Consider the following 25,179-nt stretch of genomic DNA (forward strand, 5'->3'; position numbering starts at 1 on the left):
GGGCCATTGTGCCGGGTGCGGGGGCGGGGGAGTCGGTTGCGGGGTGGGCGCCGCCCTGCGGGGTCAGGGGCGGAGGCGGAAGCCGCGCGGGGTGGGGTGGAAGCCGGATTCCTCCAGGGCGGGTGCGAGCGGGGCGGTGAGGGCGGCGGTGCCGTTCACGCGCTCCACGGTGATCGTGCCGAGGGCGCCCGCGCGGGCGGCGTCGGTGAGGGCTTCGAGGGCGAGCCGGAGGCGGGTGCCGGCCGGTGAGCCGCTGTCGGGCGCGGCGTCCGGCGCGGACTGCGTCCAGGCCAGCAGCGTCTTGCCGCCGCGCTCCATGTAGAGCGTCAGCTCGCCGTCGACGAGGACGACGAGCGAGCCCGCCTTGCGGCCCGGTTTGTGCGTCGAGCCGTCGGGCGGCTCGGGCCAGGACAGGGCGGCACCGTACGCGTTCGCCGGGTCGGCGGCGGCCAGCACCAGTGCCCGCCGCGGCCCGGTCGTACGGTGGCCTCCCGCAGCTTCCCGGGGGTACTCGTCGGCGGTGCGCTCCCGGCTGGTGTTGACCGCGCGCAGCCGGTCGACCGCGCCGTCCATCGCGAACTGCGCGGCGCCCAGCCCCTCGACCACATAGCCGCGCCGGGCCTGGCCGGTCTCCTCGAAGGCGGCCAGGACCCGGTACGCGGCGGAGAACCCGCCCTCGACGCCCTCGGCGGCGACGGCGCCGCGGGTGACGACGCCGTGGCGGTCCAGGAGCGTGCGGGCCAGGGCGTGGGCGCGGTGGGTGGGGTCCGGTTCCGCGTCGGGGAGCAGGGACCAGCGTCCGGCGACGGTCGGCGGGCCGGAGCGGGAGGCGGTGGGGCGGCCCGTACGGCCGGTGGCGGCGGACAGGGTGCCGTACCGGCCGCGGGGGGCGGCGCGCTTGGCCCGGTGGGCGGTGGAACCGGACGTGCGGCCCGAGCCGAGGAGCGCGCGGAGCGGGGCGAGGGTGTCGTTGGTGAGACGGCCCGACCAGGCCAGCTCCCACAGGACGTCGGCCAGTTGGGGGTCCGTGCACTCGGGGTGGGTGGTGGCGCGGACCTGGTCGGCGAGCTGGCGGAAGAAGAGGCCGTAGCCGGGGGCGAGGGCCTGGAGGACGGAGTGGTGCAGGGGGGACAGCTCCAGCGGGTGCGGTGGCGGCAGGAGCAGCGGGGCGGTGTCGGCGAGGTACAGGGACACCCAGCCGTCCTTGCCGGGGAGCGCGCCCGCGCCGGCCCACAGCACTTCGCCGGTGGACGTCAGCTCGTCGAGCATCGCCGGGGCGTAGTCGCCGACCCGGGACGGCAGGACCAGCTTTTCGAGGGCGGAGGCGGGCACGGCGGCGCCCTGCAACTGCTCGACGGCGCGCACCAGGCCGTCGATGCCGCGCAGGCTGTACGACCCGCCGCGCCGCGCCCCCGCGCCGTGCTGTGCCGGGGGCAGCAGGGGGCCCGCCTGCTGCCACTGCGGGAGGAAGGACGCCAGCGCGGCGGGCGGCACGGGCTCCAGCTCGTGCCGCAGCGCGGCCAGGGACCGGCGGCGCAGGCGGCGCAGCACCTGGGCGTCGCACCATTCCTGGCCGATGCCGGAGGGGTGGAATTCGCCTTGTACGACGCGGCCGGCCGCGGCCAGGCGGTGCAGGGCGCCGTCCGTGACGGCCGTGCCGAGGCCGAAGCGGGCGGCGGCCTGGTCGGAGGTGAACGGGCCGTGCGTACGGGCGTAGCGGGACAGGAGATCGCCGAGCGGGTCCTTGACGGGCTCGGTGAACGACTCGGGTACGCCCACAGGCAGGGCCGTGCCCAGGGCGTCGCGCAGCCGGCCCGCGTCCTCGATCGCGGCCCAGTGGTCCCGGCCGGCGATCCGCACCGTGATGGCCCGGCGGGCCGACGCCAGCTCCCGGACCCACCCTGACTCGGCGCCGCGCTCGGCCAGCTCCTCGTCGGTGAGCGGGCCGAGCATGCGCAGCAGGTCGGCGACGCCCTCGGTGTCCTTGACACGGCGGTCCTCCGTGCGCCACTGGAGTTCGTCCTCCAGCTCGGCCAGCACGTCGGCGTCGAGCAGCTCGCGCAGTTCGGCTTGGCCGAGCAGCTCGGCGAGCAGCCGGGAGTCCAGGGAGAGGGCGGCGGCCCGGCGCTCGGCGAGCGGGGAGTCGCCCTCGTACAGGAACTGGGCGACGTAGCCGAACAGCAGGGAACGCGCGAAGGGGGACGGCTCCGGGGTGGTGACCTCGACGAGGCGGACCCGGCGGGCCTCCACGTCGCCCATCAGCTCCGTGAGGCCGGGCACGTCGAAGACGTCCTGGAGGCACTCGCGGACGGCCTCCAGGACGATCGGGAAGGAACCGAACTCGCCCGCCACCTGGAGGAGCTGGGAGGCGCGCTGACGCTGCTGCCACAAGGGCGTGCGCTTGCCGGGGGTGCGTCGGGGCAGCAGCAGGGCGCGGGCCGCGCACTCGCGGAACCGGGAGGCGAACAGCGCCGAGCCGCCCACTTGGTCCGTGACCACCCGGTCGACCTCGCCCTTGTCGAAGACGACGTCGGCGGCGCCGACGGGGGACTGCTCGGGGTCGTACTCGATGCCGCGGGCCGCCGGGTCGAAGTCGCCGGTGTCGCTGTCGAGCAGGTCCAGGCCCATCAGGTCCGCGTCCGGCAGGCGCAGCACGATGCCGTCGTCGGCGTGCATGACCTGCGCGTCCATGCCGTACCGCTCGGCGAGGCGCGCGCCGAGGGCGAGTGCCCAGGGAGCGTGCACCTGCGCGCCGAACGGCGAGTGGACCACCACCCGCCAGTCGCCCAGCTCGTCACGGAAGCGCTCGACCACGATGGTGCGGTCGTCCGGCACATGGCCGCAGCTCTGCTTCTGCTCGGTGAGGTACGCGAGGACGTTGCCCGCCGCCCAGTCGTCCAGGCCGGCGGAGGACAGCCGCTCGCGGGCGGCCTCCGGGGCGAGCGAGCCGATCTCGCGCAGGAACGCGCCCAGCGCGCGGCCCAGTTCGAGGGGGCGGCCCAGCTGGTCGCCCTTCCAGAAGGGCAGCCGTCCCGGCACGCCGGGGGCGGGGGAGACCAGCACCCGGTCACGGGTGATGTCCTCGATGCGCCAGGACGTCGTACCGAGCGTGAAGACGTCGCCGACGCGGGACTCGTAGACCATCTCCTCGTCCAGCTCCCCGACCCGGCCGCCGCCCTTCTTCGGGTCGGCGCCGGCGAGGAAGACCCCGAACAGCCCGCGGTCGGGGATCGTGCCGCCGGAGGTGACGGCCAGCCGCTGCGCCCCGGGACGCCCGGTGACCGTCTGCGCCACGCGGTCCCACACGATGCGGGGCCGCAACTCGGCGAAGGCGTCGGAGGGATAGCGGCCCGCGAGCATGTCCAGCACGCCGTTGAACGCCGACTCGGGCAGGGACGCGAAGGAGGCCGCGCGGCGCACCAGGGCCAGCAGCTCCGTCACGTCCCAGGTGTCCATCGCGGTCATCGCGACGAGCTGCTGCGCCAGCACGTCCAGCGGGTTGGCGGGGACGCGCAGGGACTCGATGGAACCCGACCGCATCCGCTCCGTGACCACGGCGGCCTGGACGAGGTCGCCGCGGTACTTGGGGAAGACCACGCCCCGGGAGACCGCGCCGACCTGGTGGCCCGCGCGGCCCACCCGCTGGAGGCCGGAGGCGACCGACGGCGGGGACTCCACCTGGACCACCAGGTCGACTGCGCCCATGTCGATGCCCAGCTCCAGGCTGGACGTGGCGACCACGGCGGGCAGCCGGCCCGCCTTGAGGTCCTCCTCCACCTGGGCGCGCTGCTCCTTGGACACGGAGCCGTGGTGTGCGCGGGCCAGCAGCGCGGGCGCGCCCTTGGCGGCACCCGCCTCGGCCATCAGCTCGGCGGGGGAGTGGTCCTCGGGCAGCGCCTCGCCGGTGGCGCGCTCGTACGCGATCTCGTTGAGCCGGTTGCACAGGCGCTCGGCGAGGCGCCGGGAGTTGGCGAAGACGATCGTGGAGCGGTGGGCCTGGACGAGGTCGGCGATTTTCTCCTCGACATGCGGCCAGATGGAGGGCTTCTCGCCGGTGTCGCCCTCCTTGACGGGGGAGCCGCCCAGCTCGCCCAGGTCCTCGACGGGGACCACGACCGACAGGTCGAACTCCTTGCCGGACGGCGGCTGGACGATCTCCACCCGGCGCTGCGGCGACAGATAGCGGGCGACCTCCTCCACCGGGCGCACCGTCGCCGACAGGCCGATACGGCGGGCCGGGCGCGGCAGCAGCCGGTCGAGCCGCTCCAGGGAGAGCGCGAGGTGGGCGCCGCGCTTCGTGCCGGCGACGGCGTGCACCTCGTCCACGATCACCGTCTCGACGCCCTCCAGCGCCTCCCGGGCCGAGGAGGTCAGCATCAGGAACAGCGACTCGGGGGTCGTGATGAGGATGTCCGGCGGCTTGGTGGCGATCGCACGGCGCTCGGCGGCCGGGGTGTCGCCGGAGCGGATGGCCACCCGGATGTCGGGCTCGGGCAGCCCGAGGCGGACGGACTCCTGGCGGATGCCCGTCAGCGGGCTGCGCAGATTGCGCTCGACGTCGACCGCTAGGGCCTTGAGCGGTGACACGTACAGCACGCGGCAGCGCTTCTTCGGCTCGGCGGGCGGGGGCACGCTCGCGAGCCGGTCGAGCGAGGCGAGGAAGGCGGCCAGGGTCTTGCCGGAGCCGGTCGGCGCGACCACGAGCACGTCGGAGCCCTCGCCGATGGCCTGCCAGGCACCCTCCTGCGCGGCGGTGGGCGCGCGGAACGCCCCCGTGAACCAGTCGCGGGTCGCGGGGGAGAACGAGTCGAGCGCTGCCTTGGCCATGCCCCCCATCGTGCTACGGACCACTGACAATCGGCGGTGACCTGCCGTTGACCAGCGGTGATGCCGGGTGTCGGCCCGTCCGCCGACTGGACGCGCGGACCGTCGGCCGCCGCGCGGGAGCACAATGACGCCATGATCGAACAGGGGGCGCAGGACACCGGACGGGCGGGCGGGGAGTGGGCCCGGCACTGGCAGTACGCAGGGCTGCCGGGCCTGGACCTGCTGCGCGCCCGCTACGTCCGGCACGCCTTCCCCCGCCACTCGCACGACGGTTACGTCCTGGGCGGCGTCACCGGCGGCGTCGAACGGGTCGGGCTGCCGGACGGCGTCCTGGAGGCCGGGCACGGCGGCATCGTCATGATCAACCCCGAGGTGCCGCACACCGCGCGGGCCGGCGCACCGGAGGGCTGGGCGTACTCCACGCTCTACCCTTCCGCGCGGCTCGTCGCCGATATCGCCGCCGAGACGACCACCCTGACCGGCACCGCCGGGTTCGCCGAGACGGTCGCCGACGACCCCGAGGCCGTACGCCTGGTGCACGGAGTGCACCGCGCGGCCGAGGAGGGCAACGCGCTGGCCGCCGACAGCCTGCTGCGGATCGTGGTCGCCCGGCTGCTGCGGCGGCACGGCGGCCCGCTGCCGATGCGTACACCCGCCGCGGCCGGGGCGCGCACGGCCGGACGCGCCAGGGCCCTCCTGGAAGCGCGGCTGACGGCGCCGCCGACCCTGGAGGAGCTGGCGCGTGAGCTGGGCACCAGCCCGTTCGCCCTGCTCCGCGCCTTCAAGAAGGCGTACGGGATGCCGCCGCACGCCTGGCTCACGGACGCCCGGGTACGCCGCGCCCGCCGCCTTCTGGAGGCCGGTACGGCGCCGGCGGACGCGGCCGTCGCCGTCGGCTTCACCGACCAGCCGCACCTGAACCGGCACTTCACCCGGATCGTGGGGGTGCCGCCGGGCGCGTACCGGCGCGAGCGGGCGGCGGGCGCAAGAACGTACAAGACCGCGGGGGACGCGCCTCCCTAGGGTCCGAAGCGTGCCACAACAGACAGAGCAAACAGAGCAAACAGGGCAGATACAGCCCACAGAGCCCACAGAGCAGCCACTGACAACAGCGCGCGAAGCGGGAGGTGAGCCGCTTCGCGCCGCGGGCAAGCCCGGTTCCGCCGTCGTCAGGGACGCGCTCGGCGTCGGGGTCGCCGTCGGGCTCTCCGGCTTCGCCTTCGGAGTGACCTCGGCGGGCGCGGGCCTGACAGTGCTGCAATCCTGCGCGCTGAGCCTGCTGGTGTTCACCGGGGCCTCGCAGTTCGCGCTGGTCGGCGCGCTGGCCGCGGGCGGCAATCCGTTCACCGCGGCGGCCGGGGCGTTCTTCCTGGGTACCCGCAACGCGTTCTACGGGCTGCGGCTGTCCGGCCTCCTCGGCTACCGGGCGGCGGTCCGGCCGTTCGCCGCCCACTGGATCATCGACGAGACCTCGGCCGTCGCCCTGGCCCAACCGGACCGGCGCAGCGCGCGCCTCGGTTTCACGGTCACCGGCCTGTCCCTGTACGCCCTGTGGAACCTCACCACCCTCGCCGGCGCGATGGGGGCGGAGGCCCTCGGCGACACGGACGCCTGGGGGCTGGACGCGGCCGGCCCCGCGGTCTTCGTGGCGCTGCTCGCGCCCATGCTGAAGCAGCCGGTGGAGCGGGTCGCGGCGGGGCTCGCGATCGTGCTCCTTCTGGTCGCGATGCCGCTGCTGCCGGCGGGAGTTCCGGTGCTCGTCGCGGCGCTGGCCGCGCCCGCCGTGCTCTTCCTGGAGGGCCGCGTGACCCGTACGCGTACCCCGGACACGGGACGGCCGGGCGTACGAGAAGCACAGGACGGCGACGCACGAGAGGCGGACGCACGATGAGCGTGTGGATCGCGATCGGCGTCACCGCCGTGGGCTGCTACCTGGTGAAATACCTCGGCCTCCTGGTGCCGGCCGGCGCCCTGGAACGGCCGCTCGTCAAGCGCCTCTCCGCCCTGCTGCCGGTGGCCCTGCTCGCCGCACTCGCCGCGCAGGAGACCTTCAGCGACGGGCAGCACCTCCTGGTCGACGCCAAGGTGGCGGGCATCGGGGCCGCGGTGGTGGCGTTGCTGCTGCGCGCGCCGTTCCTGCTGGTCGTGGCGGTCGCGGTGGCGGTTACGGCGGGAGTGCGGGCGCTGGGCGGGTGACGGCCGCGCAGGACTCCTGTAGGCGCGGGATGGGCCCCGTCCAGGTCTTCTCCTAGGCGGTCTCCCCGGCTCTCGGAAGCGTGGCTTCCGGCACCCCCAACCGCCGTGCGTCCCGCTCGGGACGCAGGAAGAGCGCCACGACCACACCTGCCGCGATCACCAGGCCCGCCATCACCCCGTACGCGCCGAGGTACCCGTCCGCGACCGTCTCCCCGGCGTCCACCAGCCGCCCCGTCAGCGGCGGCGCCAGGATGCCGGCGAGGGCGAAGACGCAGGTCAGCGTGCCGAGGGCGACGCCACGCCGCTCCGCGGGGGAGATCCGGGAAACCGAGGTCTGCGCCACCGTCATGATGATGTCCGAGACGGCCATCGGGCCGAGCAGCAGGACGGCCTTCAGCCACAGCACGTCCGTCGCGGCGAAGGCCAGGGTGGCCACCCCCGAGAAGAGCAGCACCAACCCGTTCTTCACTCCCGGGGGGAGCGGGATGTGGGCGCGCAGGCCGGCTGCCGCGCGTCGGCCCGCCCGCTGTACGAGCAGGCCGTGGACCAGCATCGCGGCGCCCTTGGCCAACGCGGCCAGCATGATCAGCAGGCTGGCCTGCCGCAGCCCGAGCCCGCCGACCTCCTGGAAGTAGTCGGCGGCCCAGGTGAGCGAGGCCGACACCGTCCAGTAGGCGGCGAAGGCACCGGCGGCGGCCGACAGCCAGGTACCGGAGAGCAGCAGCTTCCGGTACGGAACCGGGCCGCCGTCCTCGGAGACGGCACCGGCGGGCCGCCGCCCCACTGGGGGCGCCAGCGGCCCCTCCTTGCCGTACCGGTGCCAGAGCGCCGCCCACAGCAGCCCTGCCAGGCCGACCACGCCGAACGCCCAGCGCCAGCCCCAGGCGTGGGTCACCGCCCCGAGCACCGGCGCCGCGACGGCGACGCCCGCCGTCGCGCCCACCAGGAGCGCGGCGGTGGGGAGCGTACGGTCCCGCTGCTCGAACCAGCCGTGCAGGTGGTGCACGGCCACCGGCGTCGCGGGCCCCTCCGCCGCGCCCAGGAGCACCCGGGTGGCGATCAGGACCCCGAAGCCGGCCGCGGCGAACAGCATCGGCAACTGGGCCGCCGACCAAAGAAGCACCATGCCGAACAGGAGAACCGGCGTGCGTACGGTGCGGGTGAGAAACGCCCCGCCGAGCGCCGCCGGGCTGAACAGCGCGAAGAACGCGGCGGACGCGGTGCCGAACTGCTCGCGGGTGAGGTGCAGATCGGCCATCACCGGGTTCGCGACCAGGCCCATCACCGTCTTGTCGGCGAAGTTGATCAGCATGAAGACGATCAGCAGCCAGGTGGTGCGCCATGCCCCGGCGGCCCGGGGCACGTCCCCGGCGCCACCCGCGTCCGGGCTGTACCGCGTTCTGCCATCCGCCATGCCGAACGGCTCCTCACGTGCGCCGGACACCTGTGCTGGGCCGGGACCCCGGTCGGCCCCGGTGGCACGAGTCTGGTGCCCCGGCGGCCGCGGCGGCATCCGCCGCGCTCGGCGGACTTCGATCGCGTTCCCGCTCCGGGACGTGAACGGCCCCGGCGTGCAGCGCGCTACCGGGCAGTGAGGCGTCCGTAGGCGCGCAGGGTCAGCAGCGCCTTGACCGTCACCATCGGGCGGCCTTCCAGAGCGGTCCCGGGAGCCCACACGCGCCAGTTCAAGGGCCAGCCGCCGTCCTCCTCCTGGAGGGCGGCGAGGTGGCCCAGGGCCCGGTCGATCTCCGCGTCCGTGAACCAACGGCGGGCGAGCGCACCGGGCGCGGCCGCGTAGTCGTAAGCGAAGTGGTGCTCACCTGGTGCGTAGCCCTCGGAGACCGGTGTATGCGCCGCCTCGTCCGGCTCCAGGAGGGCCAGTCCTTGCTCGCGCACCAGAACCCCCAATCGATGCGCTGCCGCCTCGGCGCGCGGCCGGTCCGGCGCGCCCTCCAGGAAGGCGAGCGCCGCCTCGACTTCGTACGGGTGGGTTCTCTCCAGGGACTCCACCGCCTGCCAGCAGAAGTCCGTGGCGCGGAACAGCCAGGCGTGCCACACCTCGTTGCGGTGCAGCAGGCCCACGACGGGCCCGGTGGCCAGCAGATCGCTCGTCGGGACGTCGGGCACCGGGATCCACGGGGCGGCCGGATACCCGCGCAAGGAGGGATGCACGGCGGGTAGCGCGCCCTGCGCGGTCGACACCTCGGTCAGGTAGCGGCAGACCCGTTCGGCCCGCTGCCCGCCGCAGCGCCCGATGAGGTCGAGGACGTACAGGGCGTGCGCCGCGTGCAGCGGCTGGCTGACCGGGCCTCGCAGGTCGGGCTCCAGGGCGTGCCCGTAGCCGCCGTCGGGGTTCGCGTACGCGGCGAGCGCGGCCTCGACGCCGTCCGCCGTCCCGTCCAGGAAGTGGTACGCGAAGCGGCGCTGTTCGAGCACCCTGGCAGTGAGCCAGATGAAGCGCTCGGCTCGCGCCAGTGAGGTCGGCTGTGGTGCTCCGTTTTCCGCCATGCCCCGACGGTAGGGCCGCGGCCGCCCACCGGCAGCGGCAGCGGCGCGGCTGCACTCTCAGGGGCGGGGGGCGGGACGTACGCGGTTGACGGCCTTCCGGCAGCGGGCGCGGCTTCGGCGCGCCGACCCGGGCTTTACGCTGCGTACCTACACGCACTTCATGCCCGACGTGGGGACACGACGTCGCGCCGTCATGGCAGCGGGGGCGGTGCGGTACGAAAACGTGCAGGTCAGAGTGAGTGCGGGAGTGGAGCGTATGCGGTTGACGGTGTTCTGGGAGCGGATGGCGGAGCACTTCGGCGAGTCCTACGCCGACTCCTTCGCGCGTGATCACGTGATGTCGGGACTCGGCGGGCGGACCGTCCACGAGGCGCTGGCGGCCGGGTGGGACGCCAAGGAGGTCTGGCGGGTGGTCTGCGTGACGATGGACGTTCCGTACGACAAGCGCTGAGCCGCGGGGCGCCGGGAGGGCCGGGAGGCGCCCGCACGGAGGTATCGGGCGGTACCGGACGGACGCGGCGAGCGGGGCAGGGCGGGGGTTGTCAGTCCCGTGCGCGACACTTGGCCCGTGCCAGCGACCGAGAATCCCACCAGCCACGACGACCGACGACCCGGCGAGCCCGCAGCGCGGATGCCACGCTGGCTGCCCCGCGCCATGGTGCTGGCGCTCGCCCTCGTGGCCTGCTTCCAGCTCGCGAGCTGGGCGTTCCACCAGCTCATCTCGCTGTTGCTGAACGTGCTGATCGCCTTCTTCCTGGCCCTGGCCGTCGAGCCGGCCGTGGACTGGATGGCCGCCCGCGGCCTGCGGCGCGGGGCCGCCACGGGCCTGGTGTTCCTGGGCATACTCGTCGGTACCGCGGGCTTCTTCGCGCTGCTCGGCTCGATGCTCGCGGGACAGATCGCCACCATGGTGCAGGAGTTCCCGCAGTACCTGGATTCGGTGATCAGCTGGATCAACGCCACCTTCCACACCCACCTTTCGCGGGTCGAGGTGCAGAACAACCTGCTCAAATCCGACTGGTTGCAGAAGTACGTCCAGGACAGCGCCAACAACGTGCTGGCCGTCTCCGCGACCGTCCTGGGCAGCCTGTTCAACCTCCTGACGGTGGCGCTGTTCTCCTTCTACTTCGCCGCCGACGGCCCCCGGCTGCGCCGAGCCCTGTGCTCCGTCCTGCCGCCGTCCCGGCAGGCCGAGGTGCTGCGCGCCTGGGAGATCGCGGTCGCCAAGACCGGCGGGTATCTGTACTCCCGCGGTCTGATGGCGCTGATCTCCGGCATCGCGCACTACGTCCTGCTGGAGATCCTGGGCGTCCCGTACGCCCCCGCGCTCGGCATGTGGGTGGGCCTGGTCTCCCAGTTCATCCCGACCATCGGCACCTACCTCGCGGGCGCGCTGCCGATCCTGATCGCCTTCACCGTCGATCCCTGGTACGCGCTGTGGGTGTTCGGCTTCGTCGTGGTCTACCAGCAGTTCGAGAACTACCTTCTCCAGCCGCGCATCACGGCCAAGACCGTGGACATCCACCCGGCCGTCGCCTTCGGGTCGGTGATCGCCGGTACGGCTCTGATGGGCGCGGTCGGCGCGTTGATCGCCATCCCGGCGACCGCGACGCTGCAGGCGTTCCTCGGGGCGTACGTGAAGCGGTACGAGGTCACGGCCGACGTACGGGTGCAGGGCGGCGGGCGGCGCCGCCGCGCCTCCTCGGCCCTGCGGCGGCTGCGGCGTTCCCTGCACGCCGAGCCGCCGGCCGCGCCGCTGGAGGGGCGCGGGACCGGCGACGAGAGGGACATGGACGGCCGGAACGGAAACGGCCGGGCCGGTGAGGAGGAGGGCAAGGGCGGCAAGGACGTCTAGGGAGGCGCCGCGGGGGCCGCGGCGGCCGTGACGTCCTCGCCGGCGACGGCAGTGCGTCCGTAGTGGTGCGCTTGACACCAAAATCGAACATCTATTCTTATGAGACGTCCGACCCGTGTTTCCGCCCGAGTTCCCGGGAGTTATCCACAGGCCGGAGCCGGGTCCGGGCGCATTGTCAGTGGCAGGCGTTAGCGTCGTGGACGTGAAGCGATCGACTCAAGCAAACCGGGTGGAAGCCATGGCAGGCACTGACCGCGAGAAGGCGTTGGACGCCGCACTCGCACAGATTGAACGGCAATTCGGCAAGGGCGCAGTGATGCGCATGGGCGAGCGCCCGAACGAGCCCATCGAGGTCATCCCCACCGGGTCGACCGCTCTCGATGTGGCGCTCGGCGTGGGCGGCATCCCGCGCGGCCGTGTGGTGGAGGTCTACGGCCCGGAGTCCTCCGGTAAGACGACCCTGACCCTGCACGCGGTGGCGAACGCGCAGAAGGCCGGCGGCTCCGTCGCCTTCATCGACGCCGAGCACGCGCTCGACCCCGAATACGCCAAGAAGCTGGGCGTGGACACGGACGCGCTGATCCTGTCCCAGCCGGACAACGGCGAGCAGGCCCTGGAGATCACGGACATGCTGGTCCGCTCCGGCGCGCTCGACCTCATCGTGATCGACTCGGTCGCCGCGCTGGTGCCCCGGGCCGAGATCGAGGGCGAGATGGGCGACTCCCACGTGGGTCTCCAGGCCCGTCTGATGAGCCAGGCGCTGCGGAAGATCACCAGCGCGCTCAACCAGTCCAAGACCACCGCGATCTTCATCAACCAGCTCCGCGAGAAGATCGGCGTGATGTTCGGCTCGCCGGAGACCACGACCGGTGGCCGCGCCCTGAAGTTCTACGCCTCGGTGCGCATCGACATCCGCCGTATCGAGACCCTCAAGGACGGCACCGAGGCGGTCGGCAACCGCACCCGCTGCAAGGTCGTCAAGAACAAGGTCGCCCCGCCCTTCAAGCAGGCCGAGTTCGACATCCTGTACGGCCAGGGCATCAGCCGCGAGGGCGGCCTGATCGACATGGGCGTGGAGCACGGCTTCATCCGCAAGTCCGGCGCCTGGTACACCTACGAGGGCGACCAGCTCGGCCAGGGCAAGGAGAACGCCCGCAACTTCCTCAAGGACAACCCCGACCTCGCCAACGAGGTGGAGAAGAAGATCAAGGAGAAGCTGGGCATCGGCGTGAAGCCGCAGGACCTGGCGGAGCCCGGCGCGGACGCGGCGGGTGCGGAGGCCGGCGCGGAGGTCCCGGCCAAGTCCGTACCGGCACCGGCCGCCAAGGGCGCCAAGGGTTCCAAGGCCGCCGCGGCCAAGAACTAGTCCACCGTGACGCGGCGAACGGAATGGCCCGACGGCCACGGCTACGGCCACGGCGGCGGAGCCGGTCACGACGGGGGGCGTGACGGCGACGAAGGCCGGGCCGGGAGCGGCGGCGCCGCGGGTGGCGCCGAGAACCGTGGCCAACGCAAGGACGGCGGTGGTTCCTCCTCGTCGAGGGCCGAGGCGGGACCGCCGCGTACGCCCGAGGAGCAGGCGCGGGCCATCTGCCTGCGCCTGCTCACCGGGTCGGCGCGGACGCGCAAGCAGCTCGGGGAGGCCCTGCACCAGCGGGGCATCCCCGAGGAGGCCGCGCAGGAGGTGCTGTCCCGCTTCGAGGAGGTGGGGCTGATCGACGACGCGAAGTTCGCGGACGCCTGGGTGGAGTCCCGCCACCACGGCAGAGGGCTGGCGCGCCGGGCGCTCGCCCGCGAACTGCGGACCAAGGGCGTGGACCCGGCGACGGTGGACACGGCTCTCGGGCAGCTGGACTCCGAGCAGGAGGAGCGCACGGCCCGCGAGCTGGTCGACCGCAAGCTGCGGACGACCCGCGGCCTGGACCGGGAGAAGCGGATACGGCGCCTGGCGGGGATGCTGGCCCGCAAGGGGTACGCCGAGGGGCTGGCCCTGCGCGTGGTCCGGCAGGCGCTGGAGGAGGAGGGGGAGGACCCGGAGCTGATGGAGTATCACCTGCCCGAGGCGTGAGGGCGAGGCCGAGGCCGGTGCGAGTCCGACGTGCGGACGGGGCTCACGCGGACGGAGCGTAGGCGTAGGTGGATACGGCGTACGAAGACGTGGCGTAAGCGGACGCGACGTACTTCGCGGCGCACCGCCGAGCCATGCGCTTCCGGACGTGCACCGTCCCCGTACGGCCCGCTCCGGACGTACCCCTCTCTGGACGTACCTCTGCCCCCGCATGGCCCGCTCCGGGCAGAGATCGGGTCGGGCAGAGATCGGGCCGGGCAGGGACCGGGCCGGAAGGCCGCCCGGTCCCCGTGTGCCTCAGCCGGAGACCGGCAGGCCCGCCGCGCGCCAGGCCTGGAAGCCGCCCGCCAGGTCCGTCGCCCGGTACAGGCCCAGCTGCCGCAGGGACACGGCGGCCAGGCTCGACGCGTAACCCTCGTTGCAGACCACCACGACCGGCCGGTCGTGGCCGGTGGCCTCGGGGGCGCGGTGGTCGCCCGTGGGGTCGAGGCGCCACTCCAGCTCGTTGCGCTCGACGACCAGCGCGCCGGGGATCGTGCCGTCGCGCTCGCGCAGGGCCGCGTAACGGATGTCCACCAGGAGCCCGCCGTCCCGCTGGAGCGCCGCGGCCTGCTGCGGTGTCACCCGTTCCAGTTCGGCGCGCGCCGCCTTCAGAAGTGCGTCGACCGCGCTCACGACCAGTCCTCCGGGCGCTCGACCTCTTCGAGCCGCAGGACCGGGCCGGTGCGGCTGTAGCGCCGCATCAGCGGCAGCGGCGGGTAGTAGGCGTGCACCGAGACGGCGTGGGTGTCCTCGGAGACGTTGAGTACCTGGTGGACGTGGTGGGGACCGAAGGCGCGGCCGCGGCCGTCGGCCAGCTTGCGTTCCCGGTCCACGCCGTCCGCCAGTTCCAGCGTCTTCCAGCCCTCGGTGGGCAGTCGGGCGGTGAGCGACTGCTCGGTCAGTTCGCCCGCGGCGGCGGCGAACGCGCCGTGCGAGCCGCCGTGGTCGTGCCAGCCGGTGCCCGTGCCGGGCGGCCAGCCGATCAGCCACGCCTCGCTGCCGCCGGGCCCGTCCAGGCGGATCCAGGTGCGGCCTTCGGGATCGAGGGGGAGCGAGGCGACGAGTGCGGTGTCCGCGGCGGTGCGGCGGACGAAGTCGAGGAGGTCGGCGGCGCCGGGTCCGCCGGTGGCGGGAGGCCGCGGGCGCGCGGGAGTACGTACGTCGGGCACAGGAACCGTCCTGAATGATCGCTAAAGGGCGCGCGGGCGGCGTGGAACGCGGCGGCGCGCGGGGAAAGAAGGCGGATCAGCAGGACGGACGACATACGCAGCCCGCGTAGCGGACCAGGTCCAGATGGACCCTCCGCCAGAATCGCGAACCGTTCTCCGTCACGTTCCGGAGTCAAGCACGGGGCTTCCCGCAGGGTCAACCGCCGATCGACCGGACCTCGGCCGCGGAAACGTCCCGGGCGGCGTCCCCCTCCACATGCGGAAACGGCTCTCCGGAAGGCGGCGGCAGCTCCTCGGCCGGCCGCACGTCGGAGAACAGTCCCGGGGAAGCCGTACCGGCCGCCCCGCCCGCGGGGACGGCCAGGGCCTCGGCCCGTCCCTCCGGCCCGCCCGGCGCGCTCCCCGGCCCTTCGGGCCCCGCCGCCCCGCCCCGTACCGCGTCCGCGCACGCGTACAGCTCCGCCGGGCGGACGCCGCCCAGCGCCGCGACGAGGTGCCCGTCCGGCCGTACGACCAGCACGGTGTGCGCGACCGCGCCCGGATACGCCTCCGCGACCAGCACCTCGGCCCGCATCGGCAGTGCGGTCACCGTCTTGGACAGCCGTGGCATCAGTCCTGCGGACTTCCAGTGCCGCTGCTCCCACACGCCCGTGCCGGGCGCCACCAGCACTACCAGCAGCCCTCGGCCGAGCCGTTGGCTCAGCGGTACCTGTGAGCCGTCCGGGGCCGTCACCGGGACGTCGGCGACCGGCGCGCCGGGCCGCGTACCGACCGCCACCGTGCAGGCGGGATCGGTGACCGGCGCCAGCGGGGAGCGGGCGTACGCGGGGGGCGCACCGAGCGGCCCGCGCCCCAGGTGCCCGTCGGTGAGCATGGCCGTGTGCCCGCGGGCGGCCCCGGGGAGCACGGCCCGCCAGCGGCCGCCGCGCTCGCCGTCGCGCAGCAGCGGCAGCGCTTGGTCGGCGGCGCGCAGCCGGGCCGTGACCGCGCCCCTGCGCTCCGCCTGGTAGCTGTCCAGCAGGGCTTCGGAAGCGCCCTGGTGCCAGGCCAGCGCCAGCTTCCACGCCAGGTTCTCGGCGTCCCGCAGCCCCTCGTCCAGGCCCTGGGTGCCGAGCGCGCCGAGCAGGTGCGCCGCGTCCCCGGCGAGGAAGGCGCGCCCGCGCCGCCAGCGCCGCGCCAGGCGGTGGTGGACGGTGTGCACGCCGGTGTCGAGCAGTTCGTACGGCGGGACGAGCGGGCCGCCGGAGTCCTTGGGGGCGTGCGCCGGCGCAGCGCCGGCGCGCACTTCCGGGCCCGCGCTCGCGCCCGACCCGGTGCCCGCCGCCGCCTCGGCGGTCCACACCGCCAGCGAATCGCGGATACGGGCCACCAGAGCGTCCGGAGTGACCAGGTCCCGGCCGGGCGGCAGCAGCCAGTCCAGCCGCCACACCCCGCCGGGCAGCGGCCGGGCCGTCACCTCGCCGCCCGAGCCGCCGCCCCCCTGCCGCGCGGGCGCGCGGTGCAGCAACGCCTCTCCGGGCCAGGGGAGTTCGGTGCGCAGTGCCGCCACCGCGTGGCGCTCGACCGCCGTACGGCCGGGGAAGCGGATCTCCAGCAGCTTGCGGACCGTGGAGCGCGGGCCGTCGCAGCCGACCAGGTAACTGCCGCGCCACCAGATCCCGCTGGCGCCGCGGGTGTGGGCGCTGACCCCGCGCTCGTCCTGCCGCAGTTCGTCCAGCCGGCAGCCGCCGACGACCTGGACGAGGGGCTCGCGCGCGAGCGCGGCCCGCAGGGCCTGGGTCAGCGCGTGCTGCGGCACGTGCACGGGGGAGGGGATGTCGGGGCCGAATTCCACCCGTTCCAGCAGCCTGCGGCGGCGCACCGAGCGCCAGGCCGTCCACCGGGTGCCGGCCTGGTCCAGGGCCGGCCCGCAGCCCAGCCGGCTCAGGAGCGCGGTGGTGTCCGGGCGCAGTACGACCGTACGGGCGGGCCGGGGGTCGCCGGGGCCCGCGGCCTCGTCCAGGACGAGGCACGGTACGTCGAGGCGGGCGAGGGAGAGGGCGAGCGCGAGGCCGACGGGCCCGGCCCCGACCACGATCACCGGTTCCACGGCGCGGCCTTCCCGGTCCGCAGGTACTTACTGGACGTACGGGAACTGGCAGTTGGAGCCCGGTGCGCGATCACACAGCGTATGCAACCCATTGCGGGCGCCCGCGTCAAGTGACGGGGGCAGCGGCGCACGCGTCACTGCCCCCGTCCACGGTGTCACACCGTCAGCCTCAGGCGCCGCCGCCCGCGCCGGGGAGGTCCGGTGGCCGCCGGGTGGCGGCCGGTCCTTCCGCGTGGCCGTCGGCCACGTCCAGCGCGTCCGCCGCGGTGACCGGCTCGGCGGCGCCGGCCATCACGATGCCGGTCTTGGCCCGCCGCCCGCGCCGCTCGATCCAGTTGGCCAGCCCGGACAGCGCCAGACACATCGCCACGTAGATCGCACCGGCGACGATGATCATAGGTACGTACGGGTTCTCGTCGTTGACGACGATGGTGCTGGCCATCTGCTGGATCGTGTACAGCAGTTCCTCGAAGGTGATGACGTAGCCGAGCGAGGTGTCCTTGAGGGTCACCACCAGCTGGCTGATGATCGTCGGGAGCATCGCCCGGACGGCCTGCGGGATCAGCACCGTCGTCATGACCTGCGTCTTGCTCATGCCGAGCGCGTACGCCGCCTCGCGCTGGCCCCTGGGCACCGAGTTGATGCCGGCGCGCAGCACCTCCGCCTGCACCGATCCGTTGTAGACGGTCAGGCCGACGACCAGCGCCCAGAACTGCGGGGTGTCGCCGGTCAGGCCCAGCTCCTCCTTGTAGGAGAGCAGGATCACCCACAGGGCGTAGATCGTGATCAGCAGGGGGACGGCACGGAAGAGTTCGACGAACCCGGTCGCCAGCCAGCGCACCGGCTTGTGGTCCGAGAGCCGGGCGACGGCGAGCAGCACGCCGAGCGCCAGGGAGAGCACGGCGGCGACCGCGAAGACCTGGAGGGTCGTCAGGACGCCGTTGCGGATGTTGGTCCGCACGCCCGCGTTGTTGAAGATGTTCCACATCCCCGGCTCGAACTGGCCCTTGGCGGCCAGCCGCAGCACGACGAAGAGGATCAGGCCGAGGACGGCGAGCGCCCCCGCCACGGTGTAGACGCGGTTGCGTACCTTGGCCTTGGGCCCCGGGGCGTCGTACAGGACGCTGGTCATCGGGCCACCTCCAGGCGGCGTTCGAGCAGCCGGAAGATGCCGCTGATGGCGAACGTGATGATCAAGTAGGCGAGGGCGATCCAGAGGAAGATCCAGCCGATCGGCCGGCCCTGGTCGTTGAGGAGCTTGGAGACGTTGAACAGCTCGGTGGTGCTGAAGGCGCCCGCGATGGCCGAGTTCTTGGTGAGCGCGATCAGGATGCTGCTCAGCGGCGGGATCACGGTGCGGGTGGCCTGCGGCAGGATGATCATGCGCAGCGTCTGGATGAAGGTCATCCCGATGCTGCGCGCGGCCTCCGCCTGGCCCAGCGGCACGGTGTTGATGCCCGAGCGCACGGCCTCGCAGACGAACGAGGACGTGTAGAAGCCGAGCGCCAGGGTCGCGAGCACGAACGGGCTGGTGCCAGGGAAGAGGACCTGCGGGACGACGAAGAAGGCCACCAGGAACAGCAGGGTGAGCGGGGTGTTGCGCAGCAGCGTCACCCAGGCTGTCCCGAAGGCACGCAGCGGGGGCACGGGCGAGACCCGGAAACCGGCTATGAGGAGGCCCAGCAGGATGGCGAGCGCCGCGCTGGCCGCGGTGAGCGACACGGTTCCGAGGAACCCGTCGCGGAACTCGGGGAGGTAGTCGAGGAGTACGTTCATGGGTTCTCCGCGGTAGCGGTCAGGGTCAGCGGCGGACGGATGGACGGCCCGGCGTGGGGCGTGCGCGGTGCGCGGCGTACGGGAGTGCGGTCGGGTGTGCGGGTACTTCCGTACGCCGCGTACGGGTGTACGACGGGATACGCGGGGGCCCGGACGGCGGTACGGGTGTGCGGCCGGGGCGGAGCCTCAGGCACCCACGCCCCGTACGCCCGCCGAGGCGGCGTACGGGGCGTGCGGCTACGGAAGGCGGGTGGTGCGGGTGGCGCGGGTCAGTCGCGCGGCAGCGGCGTCTCCGGCGTGACGAAGCTGGTCCCGGACTTGCCGAGGGTGCCTTCGTAGGCCTTCTTGTAGTCGCCGTTCTTGATGTGCTTCTCCAGCGCGTCGGTGATCGCGTCCCGCAGCGCCTTGTCGCCCTTCGTCAGGCCGACGCCGTACGGCTCCTTGGTGAACGGCTTGCCGACGACCCGCAGCTTCTTGGGCCGCTCGGCCGCGTACCCCTTGAGGATCGCGTCGTCCGTGGTGACCGCGTCCACCTGGCCGTCGAGGAGCTGCTTGACGCACAGCGAGTACTTGGCCAGCTCGGTGGTGACCGCGCCGTACTTCGGCTTCTTGATCTCCTGGAGCGGGGTGGAGCCGACGATCGAACAGACCTTCTTGCCCTTGAGGCTGTCCGGGCCGGTGATCGACTTGTCGTCCTTGCGCACCAAGAGGTCGGCGCCCGCGGTGTAGTACGGGCCCGCGAAGTCGATCTGCTTCTTGCGCTCGTCGTTGATCGTGTACGTGCCGACGTAGTAGTCGACCTGGCCCTTGGAGATCGCGGTCTCGCGGACGTTGGAGTCGACCGTCTTGAACTCGATCTGCTTCTCGGAGAAGCCCAGGTCGGCGGCGATCATCTTGGCGATCTCGATGTCGAAGCCGGTCCGCTTGCCGGTGGTGTCCTGGAAGCCGAGGTAGGGCTGGTCGGCCTTGGCGCCGATGACGATCTTCCCGGCCTGCTTGGCCTTCTTCCAGGCCGGCGAGTTCACGTTCGCCTTGTCGTTGACCGGGTACGTCCCGCTGTAGACCTCCCCGCCCGACGCCTTGTCGCCGGCCGTGCCCGACTCGCCGCCGCATGCGGTCGCCGTCGCCGTCAGCGCGAGCACCACCGCACCCGCCGCGGCCGTCTTACGAATCCTCATGGTGAACATCCTTCGATTCAGCGGAAGTTGGCAATCATGATGACCGGCCGCGTGGTCAGTGGTGGAGGATCTTCGAGAGAAAGTCCTTGGCCCGGTCGCTGCGCGGGTTGCTGAAGAACTGGTTCGGCTCGGCCTCTTCGACGATGCGGCCGTCCGCCATGAAGACGACGCGGTGGGCGGCCGAGCGGGCGAAGCCCATCTCGTGCGTGACCACGACCATCGTCATGCCGTCCCGGGCGAGCTGCTGCATGACCTCCAGCACCTCGTTGATCATCTCCGGGTCCAGTGCGGAGGTCGGCTCGTCGAAAAGCATGACCTTGGGGTCCATCGCCAGGGCCCGTGCGATGGCCACCCGCTGCTGCTGGCCGCCGGACAGCTGGGCGGGGTACTTGTCCGCCTGGATGCCGACACCGACCCGGTCCAGCAGGGCCCGCGCCTTCTCCTCGGCCGCCTTCTTGTCGGTGCGGCGCACCTTGGTCTGGCCCAGCATCACGTTCTCCAGCACCGTCTTGTGTGCGAAGAGGTTGAAGGACTGGAAGACCATGCCCACGTCGGCGCGCAGCCGTGCCAGCTCGCGCCCCTCCTGCGGCAACGGCTTGCCGTCGATCGAGATCGAGCCGGAGTCGATGGTCTCCAGGCGGTTGATCGTGCGGCACAGGGTCGATTTGCCGGACCCGGAGGGCCCGATCACCACGACCACCTCACCGCGCCGGATGGTCAGGTCGATGTCCTGGAGTACGTGCAGCGCGCCGAAGTGCTTGTTCACGTTGTCCAGCACGACCAACGGGTCGCCCGCCGGCGCGGGGCCCTTGTCGCTCTTGGTCACCGATACTTCGCTCATCGGCGTACAGCTCCGTCCTCCTCGGTTGGGGAGGACCCTAATAACGCCCTGCGACCAGCGTCATTACATCTGAGCGGGATTTGAGCATAACGATACGGCCGCGGAGGGACACGCGGCGTGAAGGGGGCGCGGCCGCCTCCGCGGGCCGTGGTACCGGCTGGATAACGGAACCGTCCAACCGGGGACAGGCTCTTGACGTGCGCACCGTCCATCGTCCTAGATGCCCTGTGGCCTGTCGCTGGACGGCCGGCGCGCGTACGCCTCCGCGTACGGGCGCACACCTATGCACCCACGCGCCCGGATCTGCGCGTCCGGGTACGCGCTTACGGGAAAGGGGGGCCGATGCGGCTGCTGCTTGTGGAGGACGACGATCATGTCGCGGCCGCCCTGTCCGCGGTGCTGGCCCGGCACGGCTTCGACGTCACGCACGCGCGAAGCGGAGAGGAGGCCCTGCGGGCCCTGCTCCCCGGCGAGCAGGCGCCCTTCGGCGTGGTCCTGCTCGACCTGGGCCTGCCCGACCAGGACGGCTTCGAGGTGTGCGGGCGCATCCGGCGGATCAGCAGCAGCCCCGTGATCATGGTGACCGCGCGCTCCGACGTACGGTCGCGAATCCACGGCCTGAACCTCGGCGCCGACGACTACGTGGTCAAGCCCTACGACACCGGGGAACTGCTGGCCCGCATCCACGCCGTCAGCCGGCGCAACACGACGGCGCCGCCGGCCCCCGGCGAGCCGCCCGCCGAGGAGGGCGCCACCCAGGAGGCGCTGCGGCTGGGCACCGTCACCATCGAACTGCCCACCCGCCAGGTCTCCGTGTGCGGCACCGCCGTACCGCTGACCCGCAAGGAGTTCGACCTGCTCGCCCTGCTCGCGCAGCGTCCCGGCGTGGTCTTCCGGCGGGAGCAGATCATCAGCGAGGTGTGGCGCACGAGCTGGGAGGGGACCGGCCGCACGCTGGAGGTGCACATCGCCTCGCTGCGCGCGAAGCTGCGGATGCCCGCGCTGATCGAGACGGTGCGCGGGGTCGGGTACCGGCTCGTGGCGCCCCCGGCCGCCGTGACGCCGGCCGGCCCGGCGTCCTGAAGGCCCGCGCCGCCCCGTGCGTACCCGACTCCTCCCCCTCCTGATCGTCCTGCTGGCCGGCGTGCTGCTCGCGCTGGGCTTCCCGCTGGCCGGCATCACCGCCGGCGTCGAACAGCAGCGGGTGGTCGTCGACCGGATCGACGACGCGGCGCGCTTCGCCTCCCTCGCCCAGTACGTCACCACCCGTCCGGGCGCCGGCGGCGAGACGCCCGACGAGGACGAGCGCCAGGCGACGCTGAGCGCGGAGCTCAGGCGCTACCACGAGCTGTACGGCATCCGCGCCGGCGTCTTCTTCCGCGACCGCACGCCCATGGCGGCGGCGCCCGCCGACTGGTCCGTGCCGGACACCGGGGAGAGCGACCGGGCCTTCACCGAGGCGGTGGCGGGCCGCCGCAGCCACGACCCGCGGCAGGTCTGGCCCTGGGACGACGGCGGCCGGATCCCCGTCGCCTCGCCCGTCGTGCGGGACGGCGACGTGGTCGCCGTCGTCGTCACCGACTCGCCCACCGGGCAGATGCGCTCGCGCATCCTGCACAGCTGGCTGCTGATCGGCGCGGGGGAGTGCGCCGCCATGCTCGGCGCCGTCGCCGCGGCCTTCCGGCTCACCGGCTGGGTGCTGCGCCCGGTACGCGTCCTGGACGCGGCGAGCCACGACATCGCGACCGGCCGGATGAAGTCCCGCGTCGCCGCCGCCTCCGGGCCGCCGGAACTGCGCCGCCTGGCCCGTTCGTTCAACGAGATGGCCGACAACGTCGAGGACGTGCTGGAGCAGCAGCGCGCCTTCGTCGCCGACGCCTCGCACCAGCTGCGCAACCCGCTCTCCGCGCTGCTGCTGCGCATCGAGCTGCTGGCGCTCGAACTCCCCGAGGGCAACGAGGAGATCGCCTCGGTCCGCACCGAGGGCAAGCGGCTGGCCCGGGTCCTGGACGACCTCCTGGACCTCGCCCTGGCCGAGCACGCCGCCGCCGACCTCCAGCTCGTCGACGTCGCCGCGCTGGCCGCCGAGCGGGTCGACTCCTGGCGCCCGCTGGCCGGCGGCAAAGGGGTGCTGCTGTCCTACGAGGGGCAGCGGGCCGTGACGGGCTGGGCGGACCCCGTCGCCCTGTCCAGCGCCCTGGACGCCGTGGTGGACAACGCGCTGAAGTTCACCCCCGCCGGGGAGCGGGTCACCGTCTCCGCGGCGCCGGACGGCGAGAGCGTACGCATCACCGTCTGCGACCACGGCCCCGGCCTCACCGAGGACGAGCTCGCCCGCGTCGGCGACCGCTTCTGGCGCAGCGGCCGCCACCAGAACGTCTCCGGCTCGGGGCTGGGCCTGTCGATCAGCCGCGCGCTGCTCGCCGCGGGGGGCGCCACCATGACCTTCGCGCCGCACCGGCCGCACGGGCTGCGGGTGACCGTGGAGGTGCCGCGTACCGCGCCGTGACGGCCGTCACCCGCTCCCGGAGCCGCCCCGTCCGTACGGGTCCGACGGGAACACGGACGTGTGTTACCGTTGGCGGTGTTGCAGTTGTGGTACCCATGAACTTTGTGCGCGCCCGGAGGCTGGAAGCCCCGGGCGTTCCTTGTTTTTACCGGACCTTTCTCCGGTGTGGGGCGATCATCTCGGCGACAGGGAGGCCGTGCAGTGCGGTCTCCGGTTTGCGCCCCATGAAGGAGAAAAACATGGCTACCGGCACCGTGAAGTGGTTCAACTCGGAAAAGGGCTTCGGCTTCATCGAGCAGGACGGCGGCGGCCCCGACGTCTTCGCCCACTACTCGAACATCCAGTCCCAGGGCTTCCGTGAGCTCCTGGAGGGCCAGAAGGTCAGCTTCGACGTGACCCAGGGCCCGAAGGGCCCGCAGGCGGAGAACATCATCCCCGCCTGACGGACACAGCGTCCGTGGACGGGGCCCGCACCGGCCGGTGCGGGCCCCGTCCGCATCCGTGCGGCCTGAGGCCGTGCCCCCCGCACGTGAGCACCGCAGCCGCACGACCCGCATGCGTACGCCCCGTACCCGTGCGGCCCGAGACGGACGGCCCCATGCCGCTCGCGCTCGGCCCATCCGCCACAGAAGGGCTTTCAGTGACCCGAGCGACCGCACCGCGACAGAGCGCCGCACCGAGGACGTCCGCGCAGACGTCCCCCCAGCCGCCCGCCGTCTCCTTCGACGAGCTGCCGCTGGCCCCGGCCCTTCTCACCGCGCTGCGCGCGCAGGGCGTCACCGAGCCGTTCCCGATCCAGGCCGCCACGCTGCCCGCCACCCTCGCGGGCCGGGACGTCCTCGGCCGCGGCAGGACGGGCTCCGGCAAGACCCTGGCCTTCGGACTCGCGATGCTCAGCCGTACGGCGGGCCGGCGCGCGGACAGCAAGAGCCCCCTGGCGATGGTGCTCGTGCCCACCCGTGAGCTGGCGACCCAGGTCACCCAGGCGCTCGCGCCGTACGCCACGGCGGTCGGGCTGCGTACGACCACGGTCGTCGGCGGCACCTCCATCAACCGCCAGGTCGAGGCGCTGCGCAAGGGCGCCGAGATCCTGGTCGCCACCCCCGGTCGGCTCGCCGACCTGCTGGACCGCCGCGCCTGCAAGCTGGACCAGGTCGCCATCACGGTCCTCGACGAGGCCGACCAGATGACCGACATGGGCTTTCTGCCGCAGGTCACCCGCCTGATGGAGAAGGTGGACCCGAACGGCCAGCGGATGCTGTTCTCCGCGACCCTCGATCGCAATGTCGACAAGCTCGTCCGCCGGTTCCTGACCGACCCGGTCACCCACTCCGTGGACCCGTCGGCCGCGACCGTCACCACCATGGAGCACCACGTCCTGTACGTGGACGACACCGACAAGCGGGCCACCGCGACCGAGATCGCCGCCCGCGACGGCCGCGTGATCATGTTCGTGGACACCAAGCGCGGCGCCGACCGCCTCACCAAGCACCTGCTGGCGCAGGGCGTACGGGCTGCCGCGCTGCACGGCGGCAAGTCCCAGCCGCAGCGCACCCGCACCCTGGAGCAGTTCCGCACCGGGCAGGCCACCGCGCTGATCGCCACCAACGTCGCGGCGCGCGGCATCCACATCGACGGCCTCGACCTCGTGGTCAACGTCGACCCGCCGACCGAGGCCAAGGACTACCTGCACCGCGGCGGCCGTACCGCGCGGGCCGGCGAGTCCGGCACCGTCGTCACGCTGGTCACCCCCGCCCAGCGCCGGGACATGACCCGGCTGATGTCCCGGGCGAAGATCACTCCCGGTACGGCACGGGTCCGGCCGGGCGACAGCGAGCTGATACGCATCACGGGCGCGCAGGCGCCGAGCGGCCGGCCGGTGGTGCTCACCGTCCCCGCGCAGCAGACCCAGCAGAAGCCCGCGGGCTCCGGCGGGCGGCGGCGTCCGCGCCGCGGCGGCTCCGGCGGCGCGGCGGGCACCGGTTCCGGTGCCTCGGGCGGCGGCCGCCCGGCCAGCCGCCCCTCCCGTCCGAAGGGGCCGCGCACCCCGAGGGCGCCCAAGGCATGAGTCGCGCCGGGGCGCGTACGGCTCTCCATACGCGCCCCCGGGCTGCCGATCGG

22 protein-coding genes are annotated in these 25,179 nt (G+C 73.3%); 11 read left to right on the forward strand and 11 right to left on the reverse strand.

Features of this window, described 5'->3' with window-relative positions; translation table 11 throughout:
• Positions 1 to 63 precede the first annotated feature (63 nt).
• Complete coding sequence (locus ACH4K4_RS28885; protein ID WP_398171359.1) at positions 64 to 4,827, reverse strand: ATP-dependent helicase; 4,764 nt, start codon at positions 4,825 to 4,827, stop codon at positions 64 to 66.
• A gap of 132 nt (positions 4,828 to 4,959) precedes the next feature.
• On the opposite strand from ACH4K4_RS28885, the gene ACH4K4_RS28890 reads away from it, so the two are divergent.
• From ACH4K4_RS28890 to ACH4K4_RS28900, 3 genes are all read left to right on the forward strand, one after another.
• On the forward strand, positions 4,960 to 5,850 hold the full coding sequence (locus ACH4K4_RS28890; RefSeq protein ID WP_398171361.1) for an AraC family transcriptional regulator: 891 nt from the start codon (positions 4,960 to 4,962) through the stop codon (positions 5,848 to 5,850).
• 79 nt (positions 5,851 to 5,929) lie between these two features.
• Positions 5,930 to 6,718, forward strand: a complete 789-nt coding sequence (locus ACH4K4_RS28895) for an AzlC family ABC transporter permease (RefSeq protein WP_398171501.1) — start codon at positions 5,930 to 5,932, stop codon at positions 6,716 to 6,718.
• Positions 6,715 to 7,023 (forward strand): AzlD domain-containing protein, encoded by a 309-nt coding sequence (locus ACH4K4_RS28900; protein WP_398171362.1) that lies wholly within the window; start codon positions 6,715 to 6,717, stop codon positions 7,021 to 7,023. Before ACH4K4_RS28895 ends, ACH4K4_RS28900 begins: the two co-directional genes overlap by 4 nt.
• Before the next feature lie 52 nt (positions 7,024 to 7,075).
• Here ACH4K4_RS28900 and ACH4K4_RS28905 read toward each other — a convergent pair whose 3' ends face one another.
• Complete coding sequence (locus tag ACH4K4_RS28905) at positions 7,076 to 8,437, reverse strand: MFS transporter (protein ID WP_398171364.1); 1,362 nt, start codon at positions 8,435 to 8,437, stop codon at positions 7,076 to 7,078.
• A 167-nt stretch (positions 8,438 to 8,604) separates the two neighbouring features.
• Entirely contained in the window at positions 8,605 to 9,531 is a 927-nt protein-coding gene (locus ACH4K4_RS28910) for a hypothetical protein (RefSeq protein WP_398171366.1), read from the reverse strand.
• Positions 9,532 to 9,787: 256 nt separating this feature from the next.
• On the opposite strand from ACH4K4_RS28910, the gene ACH4K4_RS28915 reads away from it, so the two are divergent.
• The 4 genes from ACH4K4_RS28915 (at position 9,788) to recX (ending at position 13,454) form a co-directional block, all read left to right on the forward strand.
• Complete coding sequence (locus tag ACH4K4_RS28915) at positions 9,788 to 9,982, forward strand: DUF3046 domain-containing protein (protein ID WP_398171367.1); 195 nt, start codon at positions 9,788 to 9,790, stop codon at positions 9,980 to 9,982.
• A 117-nt stretch (positions 9,983 to 10,099) separates the two neighbouring features.
• Entirely contained in the window at positions 10,100 to 11,386 is a 1,287-nt protein-coding gene (locus tag ACH4K4_RS28920) for an AI-2E family transporter (protein ID WP_398171368.1), read from the forward strand.
• Between the two features lie 238 nt (positions 11,387 to 11,624).
• Positions 11,625 to 12,752, forward strand: a complete 1,128-nt coding sequence (gene recA / locus ACH4K4_RS28925) for a recombinase RecA (protein ID WP_398171370.1) — start codon at positions 11,625 to 11,627, stop codon at positions 12,750 to 12,752.
• Positions 12,753 to 12,758: 6 nt separating this feature from the next.
• Positions 12,759 to 13,454, forward strand: a complete 696-nt coding sequence (gene recX, locus ACH4K4_RS28930; RefSeq protein ID WP_398171371.1) for a recombination regulator RecX — start codon at positions 12,759 to 12,761, stop codon at positions 13,452 to 13,454.
• Between the two features lie 297 nt (positions 13,455 to 13,751).
• Here the strand turns inward: recX and ACH4K4_RS28935 are convergent, their stop codons facing one another.
• From ACH4K4_RS28935 to ACH4K4_RS28970, 8 genes are all read right to left on the reverse strand, one after another.
• Positions 13,752 to 14,129 (reverse strand): rhodanese-like domain-containing protein, encoded by a 378-nt coding sequence (locus ACH4K4_RS28935; protein WP_398171373.1) that lies wholly within the window; start codon positions 14,127 to 14,129, stop codon positions 13,752 to 13,754.
• Positions 14,126 to 14,665 carry a cysteine dioxygenase gene (locus ACH4K4_RS28940; RefSeq protein WP_398171374.1) on the reverse strand — a complete coding sequence of 180 codons (540 nt, stop codon included), beginning with the start codon at positions 14,663 to 14,665 and terminating at the stop codon, positions 14,126 to 14,128. Before ACH4K4_RS28940 ends, ACH4K4_RS28935 begins: the two co-directional genes overlap by 4 nt.
• A gap of 76 nt (positions 14,666 to 14,741) precedes the next feature.
• Positions 14,742 to 14,828 (reverse strand): putative leader peptide, encoded by an 87-nt coding sequence (locus ACH4K4_RS28945; RefSeq protein WP_324607239.1) that lies wholly within the window; start codon positions 14,826 to 14,828, stop codon positions 14,742 to 14,744.
• Positions 14,829 to 14,861: 33 nt separating this feature from the next.
• Positions 14,862 to 16,754, reverse strand: a complete 1,893-nt coding sequence (locus ACH4K4_RS28950) for an FAD-dependent monooxygenase (protein ID WP_398171375.1) — start codon at positions 16,752 to 16,754, stop codon at positions 14,862 to 14,864.
• Positions 16,755 to 16,923: 169 nt separating this feature from the next.
• Entirely contained in the window at positions 16,924 to 17,886 is a 963-nt protein-coding gene (locus ACH4K4_RS28955) for an amino acid ABC transporter permease (RefSeq protein WP_398171377.1), read from the reverse strand.
• Positions 17,883 to 18,530 carry an amino acid ABC transporter permease gene (locus ACH4K4_RS28960; protein WP_398171379.1) on the reverse strand — a complete coding sequence of 216 codons (648 nt, stop codon included), beginning with the start codon at positions 18,528 to 18,530 and terminating at the stop codon, positions 17,883 to 17,885. The genes ACH4K4_RS28955 and ACH4K4_RS28960 overlap by 4 nt, the downstream gene beginning before the upstream one ends.
• A gap of 269 nt (positions 18,531 to 18,799) precedes the next feature.
• On the reverse strand, positions 18,800 to 19,708 hold the full coding sequence (locus ACH4K4_RS28965) for a glutamate ABC transporter substrate-binding protein (protein WP_398171381.1): 909 nt from the start codon (positions 19,706 to 19,708) through the stop codon (positions 18,800 to 18,802).
• Between the two features lie 55 nt (positions 19,709 to 19,763).
• Positions 19,764 to 20,549: an amino acid ABC transporter ATP-binding protein gene (locus ACH4K4_RS28970; protein WP_398171383.1), complete on the reverse strand. Its 786-nt coding sequence runs from the start codon at positions 20,547 to 20,549 to the stop codon at positions 19,764 to 19,766.
• Between the two features lie 342 nt (positions 20,550 to 20,891).
• Between ACH4K4_RS28970 and ACH4K4_RS28975 the strand changes: the two genes are divergently transcribed.
• The 4 genes from ACH4K4_RS28975 (at position 20,892) to ACH4K4_RS28990 (ending at position 25,126) form a co-directional block, all read left to right on the forward strand.
• A complete protein-coding gene (locus ACH4K4_RS28975) occupies positions 20,892 to 21,632 on the forward strand; it encodes a response regulator transcription factor (protein WP_398171385.1) in 741 nt (246 codons plus the stop codon).
• 16 nt (positions 21,633 to 21,648) lie between these two features.
• Positions 21,649 to 23,058 carry a sensor histidine kinase gene (locus ACH4K4_RS28980; protein WP_398171387.1) on the forward strand — a complete coding sequence of 470 codons (1,410 nt, stop codon included), beginning with the start codon at positions 21,649 to 21,651 and terminating at the stop codon, positions 23,056 to 23,058.
• Positions 23,059 to 23,297: 239 nt separating this feature from the next.
• Positions 23,298 to 23,501 carry a cold-shock protein gene (locus tag ACH4K4_RS28985; RefSeq protein ID WP_030070756.1) on the forward strand — a complete coding sequence of 68 codons (204 nt, stop codon included), beginning with the start codon at positions 23,298 to 23,300 and terminating at the stop codon, positions 23,499 to 23,501.
• Between the two features lie 155 nt (positions 23,502 to 23,656).
• On the forward strand, positions 23,657 to 25,126 hold the full coding sequence (locus ACH4K4_RS28990) for a DEAD/DEAH box helicase (RefSeq protein WP_398171502.1): 1,470 nt from the start codon (positions 23,657 to 23,659) through the stop codon (positions 25,124 to 25,126).
• The last annotated feature ends 53 nt before the right edge of the window (positions 25,127 to 25,179 follow it).

The sequence above is a fragment of the Streptomyces sp. NPDC017529 genome (genome assembly GCF_044329785.1).
Classification (GTDB): domain Bacteria; phylum Actinomycetota; class Actinomycetes; order Streptomycetales; family Streptomycetaceae; genus Streptomyces.

Coding starts and splice junctions, on each gene's coding strand:
- ACH4K4_RS28885 (WP_398171359.1), bottom strand. CDS start 4,827: ATGGCCAAGGCAGCGCTCGACTCGTTCTCCCCCGCGACCCGCGACTGG.
- ACH4K4_RS28890 (WP_398171361.1), top strand. CDS start 4,960: ATGATCGAACAGGGGGCGCAGGACACCGGACGGGCGGGCGGGGAGTGG.
- ACH4K4_RS28900 (WP_398171362.1), top strand. CDS start 6,715: ATGAGCGTGTGGATCGCGATCGGCGTCACCGCCGTGGGCTGCTACCTG.
- ACH4K4_RS28905 (WP_398171364.1), bottom strand. CDS start 8,437: ATGGCGGATGGCAGAACGCGGTACAGCCCGGACGCGGGTGGCGCCGGG.
- ACH4K4_RS28910 (WP_398171366.1), bottom strand. CDS start 9,531: ATGGCGGAAAACGGAGCACCACAGCCGACCTCACTGGCGCGAGCCGAG.
- ACH4K4_RS28915 (WP_398171367.1), top strand. CDS start 9,788: ATGCGGTTGACGGTGTTCTGGGAGCGGATGGCGGAGCACTTCGGCGAG.
- recA (WP_398171370.1), top strand. CDS start 11,625: ATGGCAGGCACTGACCGCGAGAAGGCGTTGGACGCCGCACTCGCACAG.
- ACH4K4_RS28955 (WP_398171377.1), bottom strand. CDS start 17,886: ATGACCAGCGTCCTGTACGACGCCCCGGGGCCCAAGGCCAAGGTACGC.
- ACH4K4_RS28960 (WP_398171379.1), bottom strand. CDS start 18,530: ATGAACGTACTCCTCGACTACCTCCCCGAGTTCCGCGACGGGTTCCTC.
- ACH4K4_RS28965 (WP_398171381.1), bottom strand. CDS start 19,708: ATGAGGATTCGTAAGACGGCCGCGGCGGGTGCGGTGGTGCTCGCGCTG.
- ACH4K4_RS28970 (WP_398171383.1), bottom strand. CDS start 20,549: ATGAGCGAAGTATCGGTGACCAAGAGCGACAAGGGCCCCGCGCCGGCG.
- ACH4K4_RS28975 (WP_398171385.1), top strand. CDS start 20,892: ATGCGGCTGCTGCTTGTGGAGGACGACGATCATGTCGCGGCCGCCCTG.
- ACH4K4_RS28985 (WP_030070756.1), top strand. CDS start 23,298: ATGGCTACCGGCACCGTGAAGTGGTTCAACTCGGAAAAGGGCTTCGGC.
- ACH4K4_RS28990 (WP_398171502.1), top strand. CDS start 23,657: ATGCCGCTCGCGCTCGGCCCATCCGCCACAGAAGGGCTTTCAGTGACC.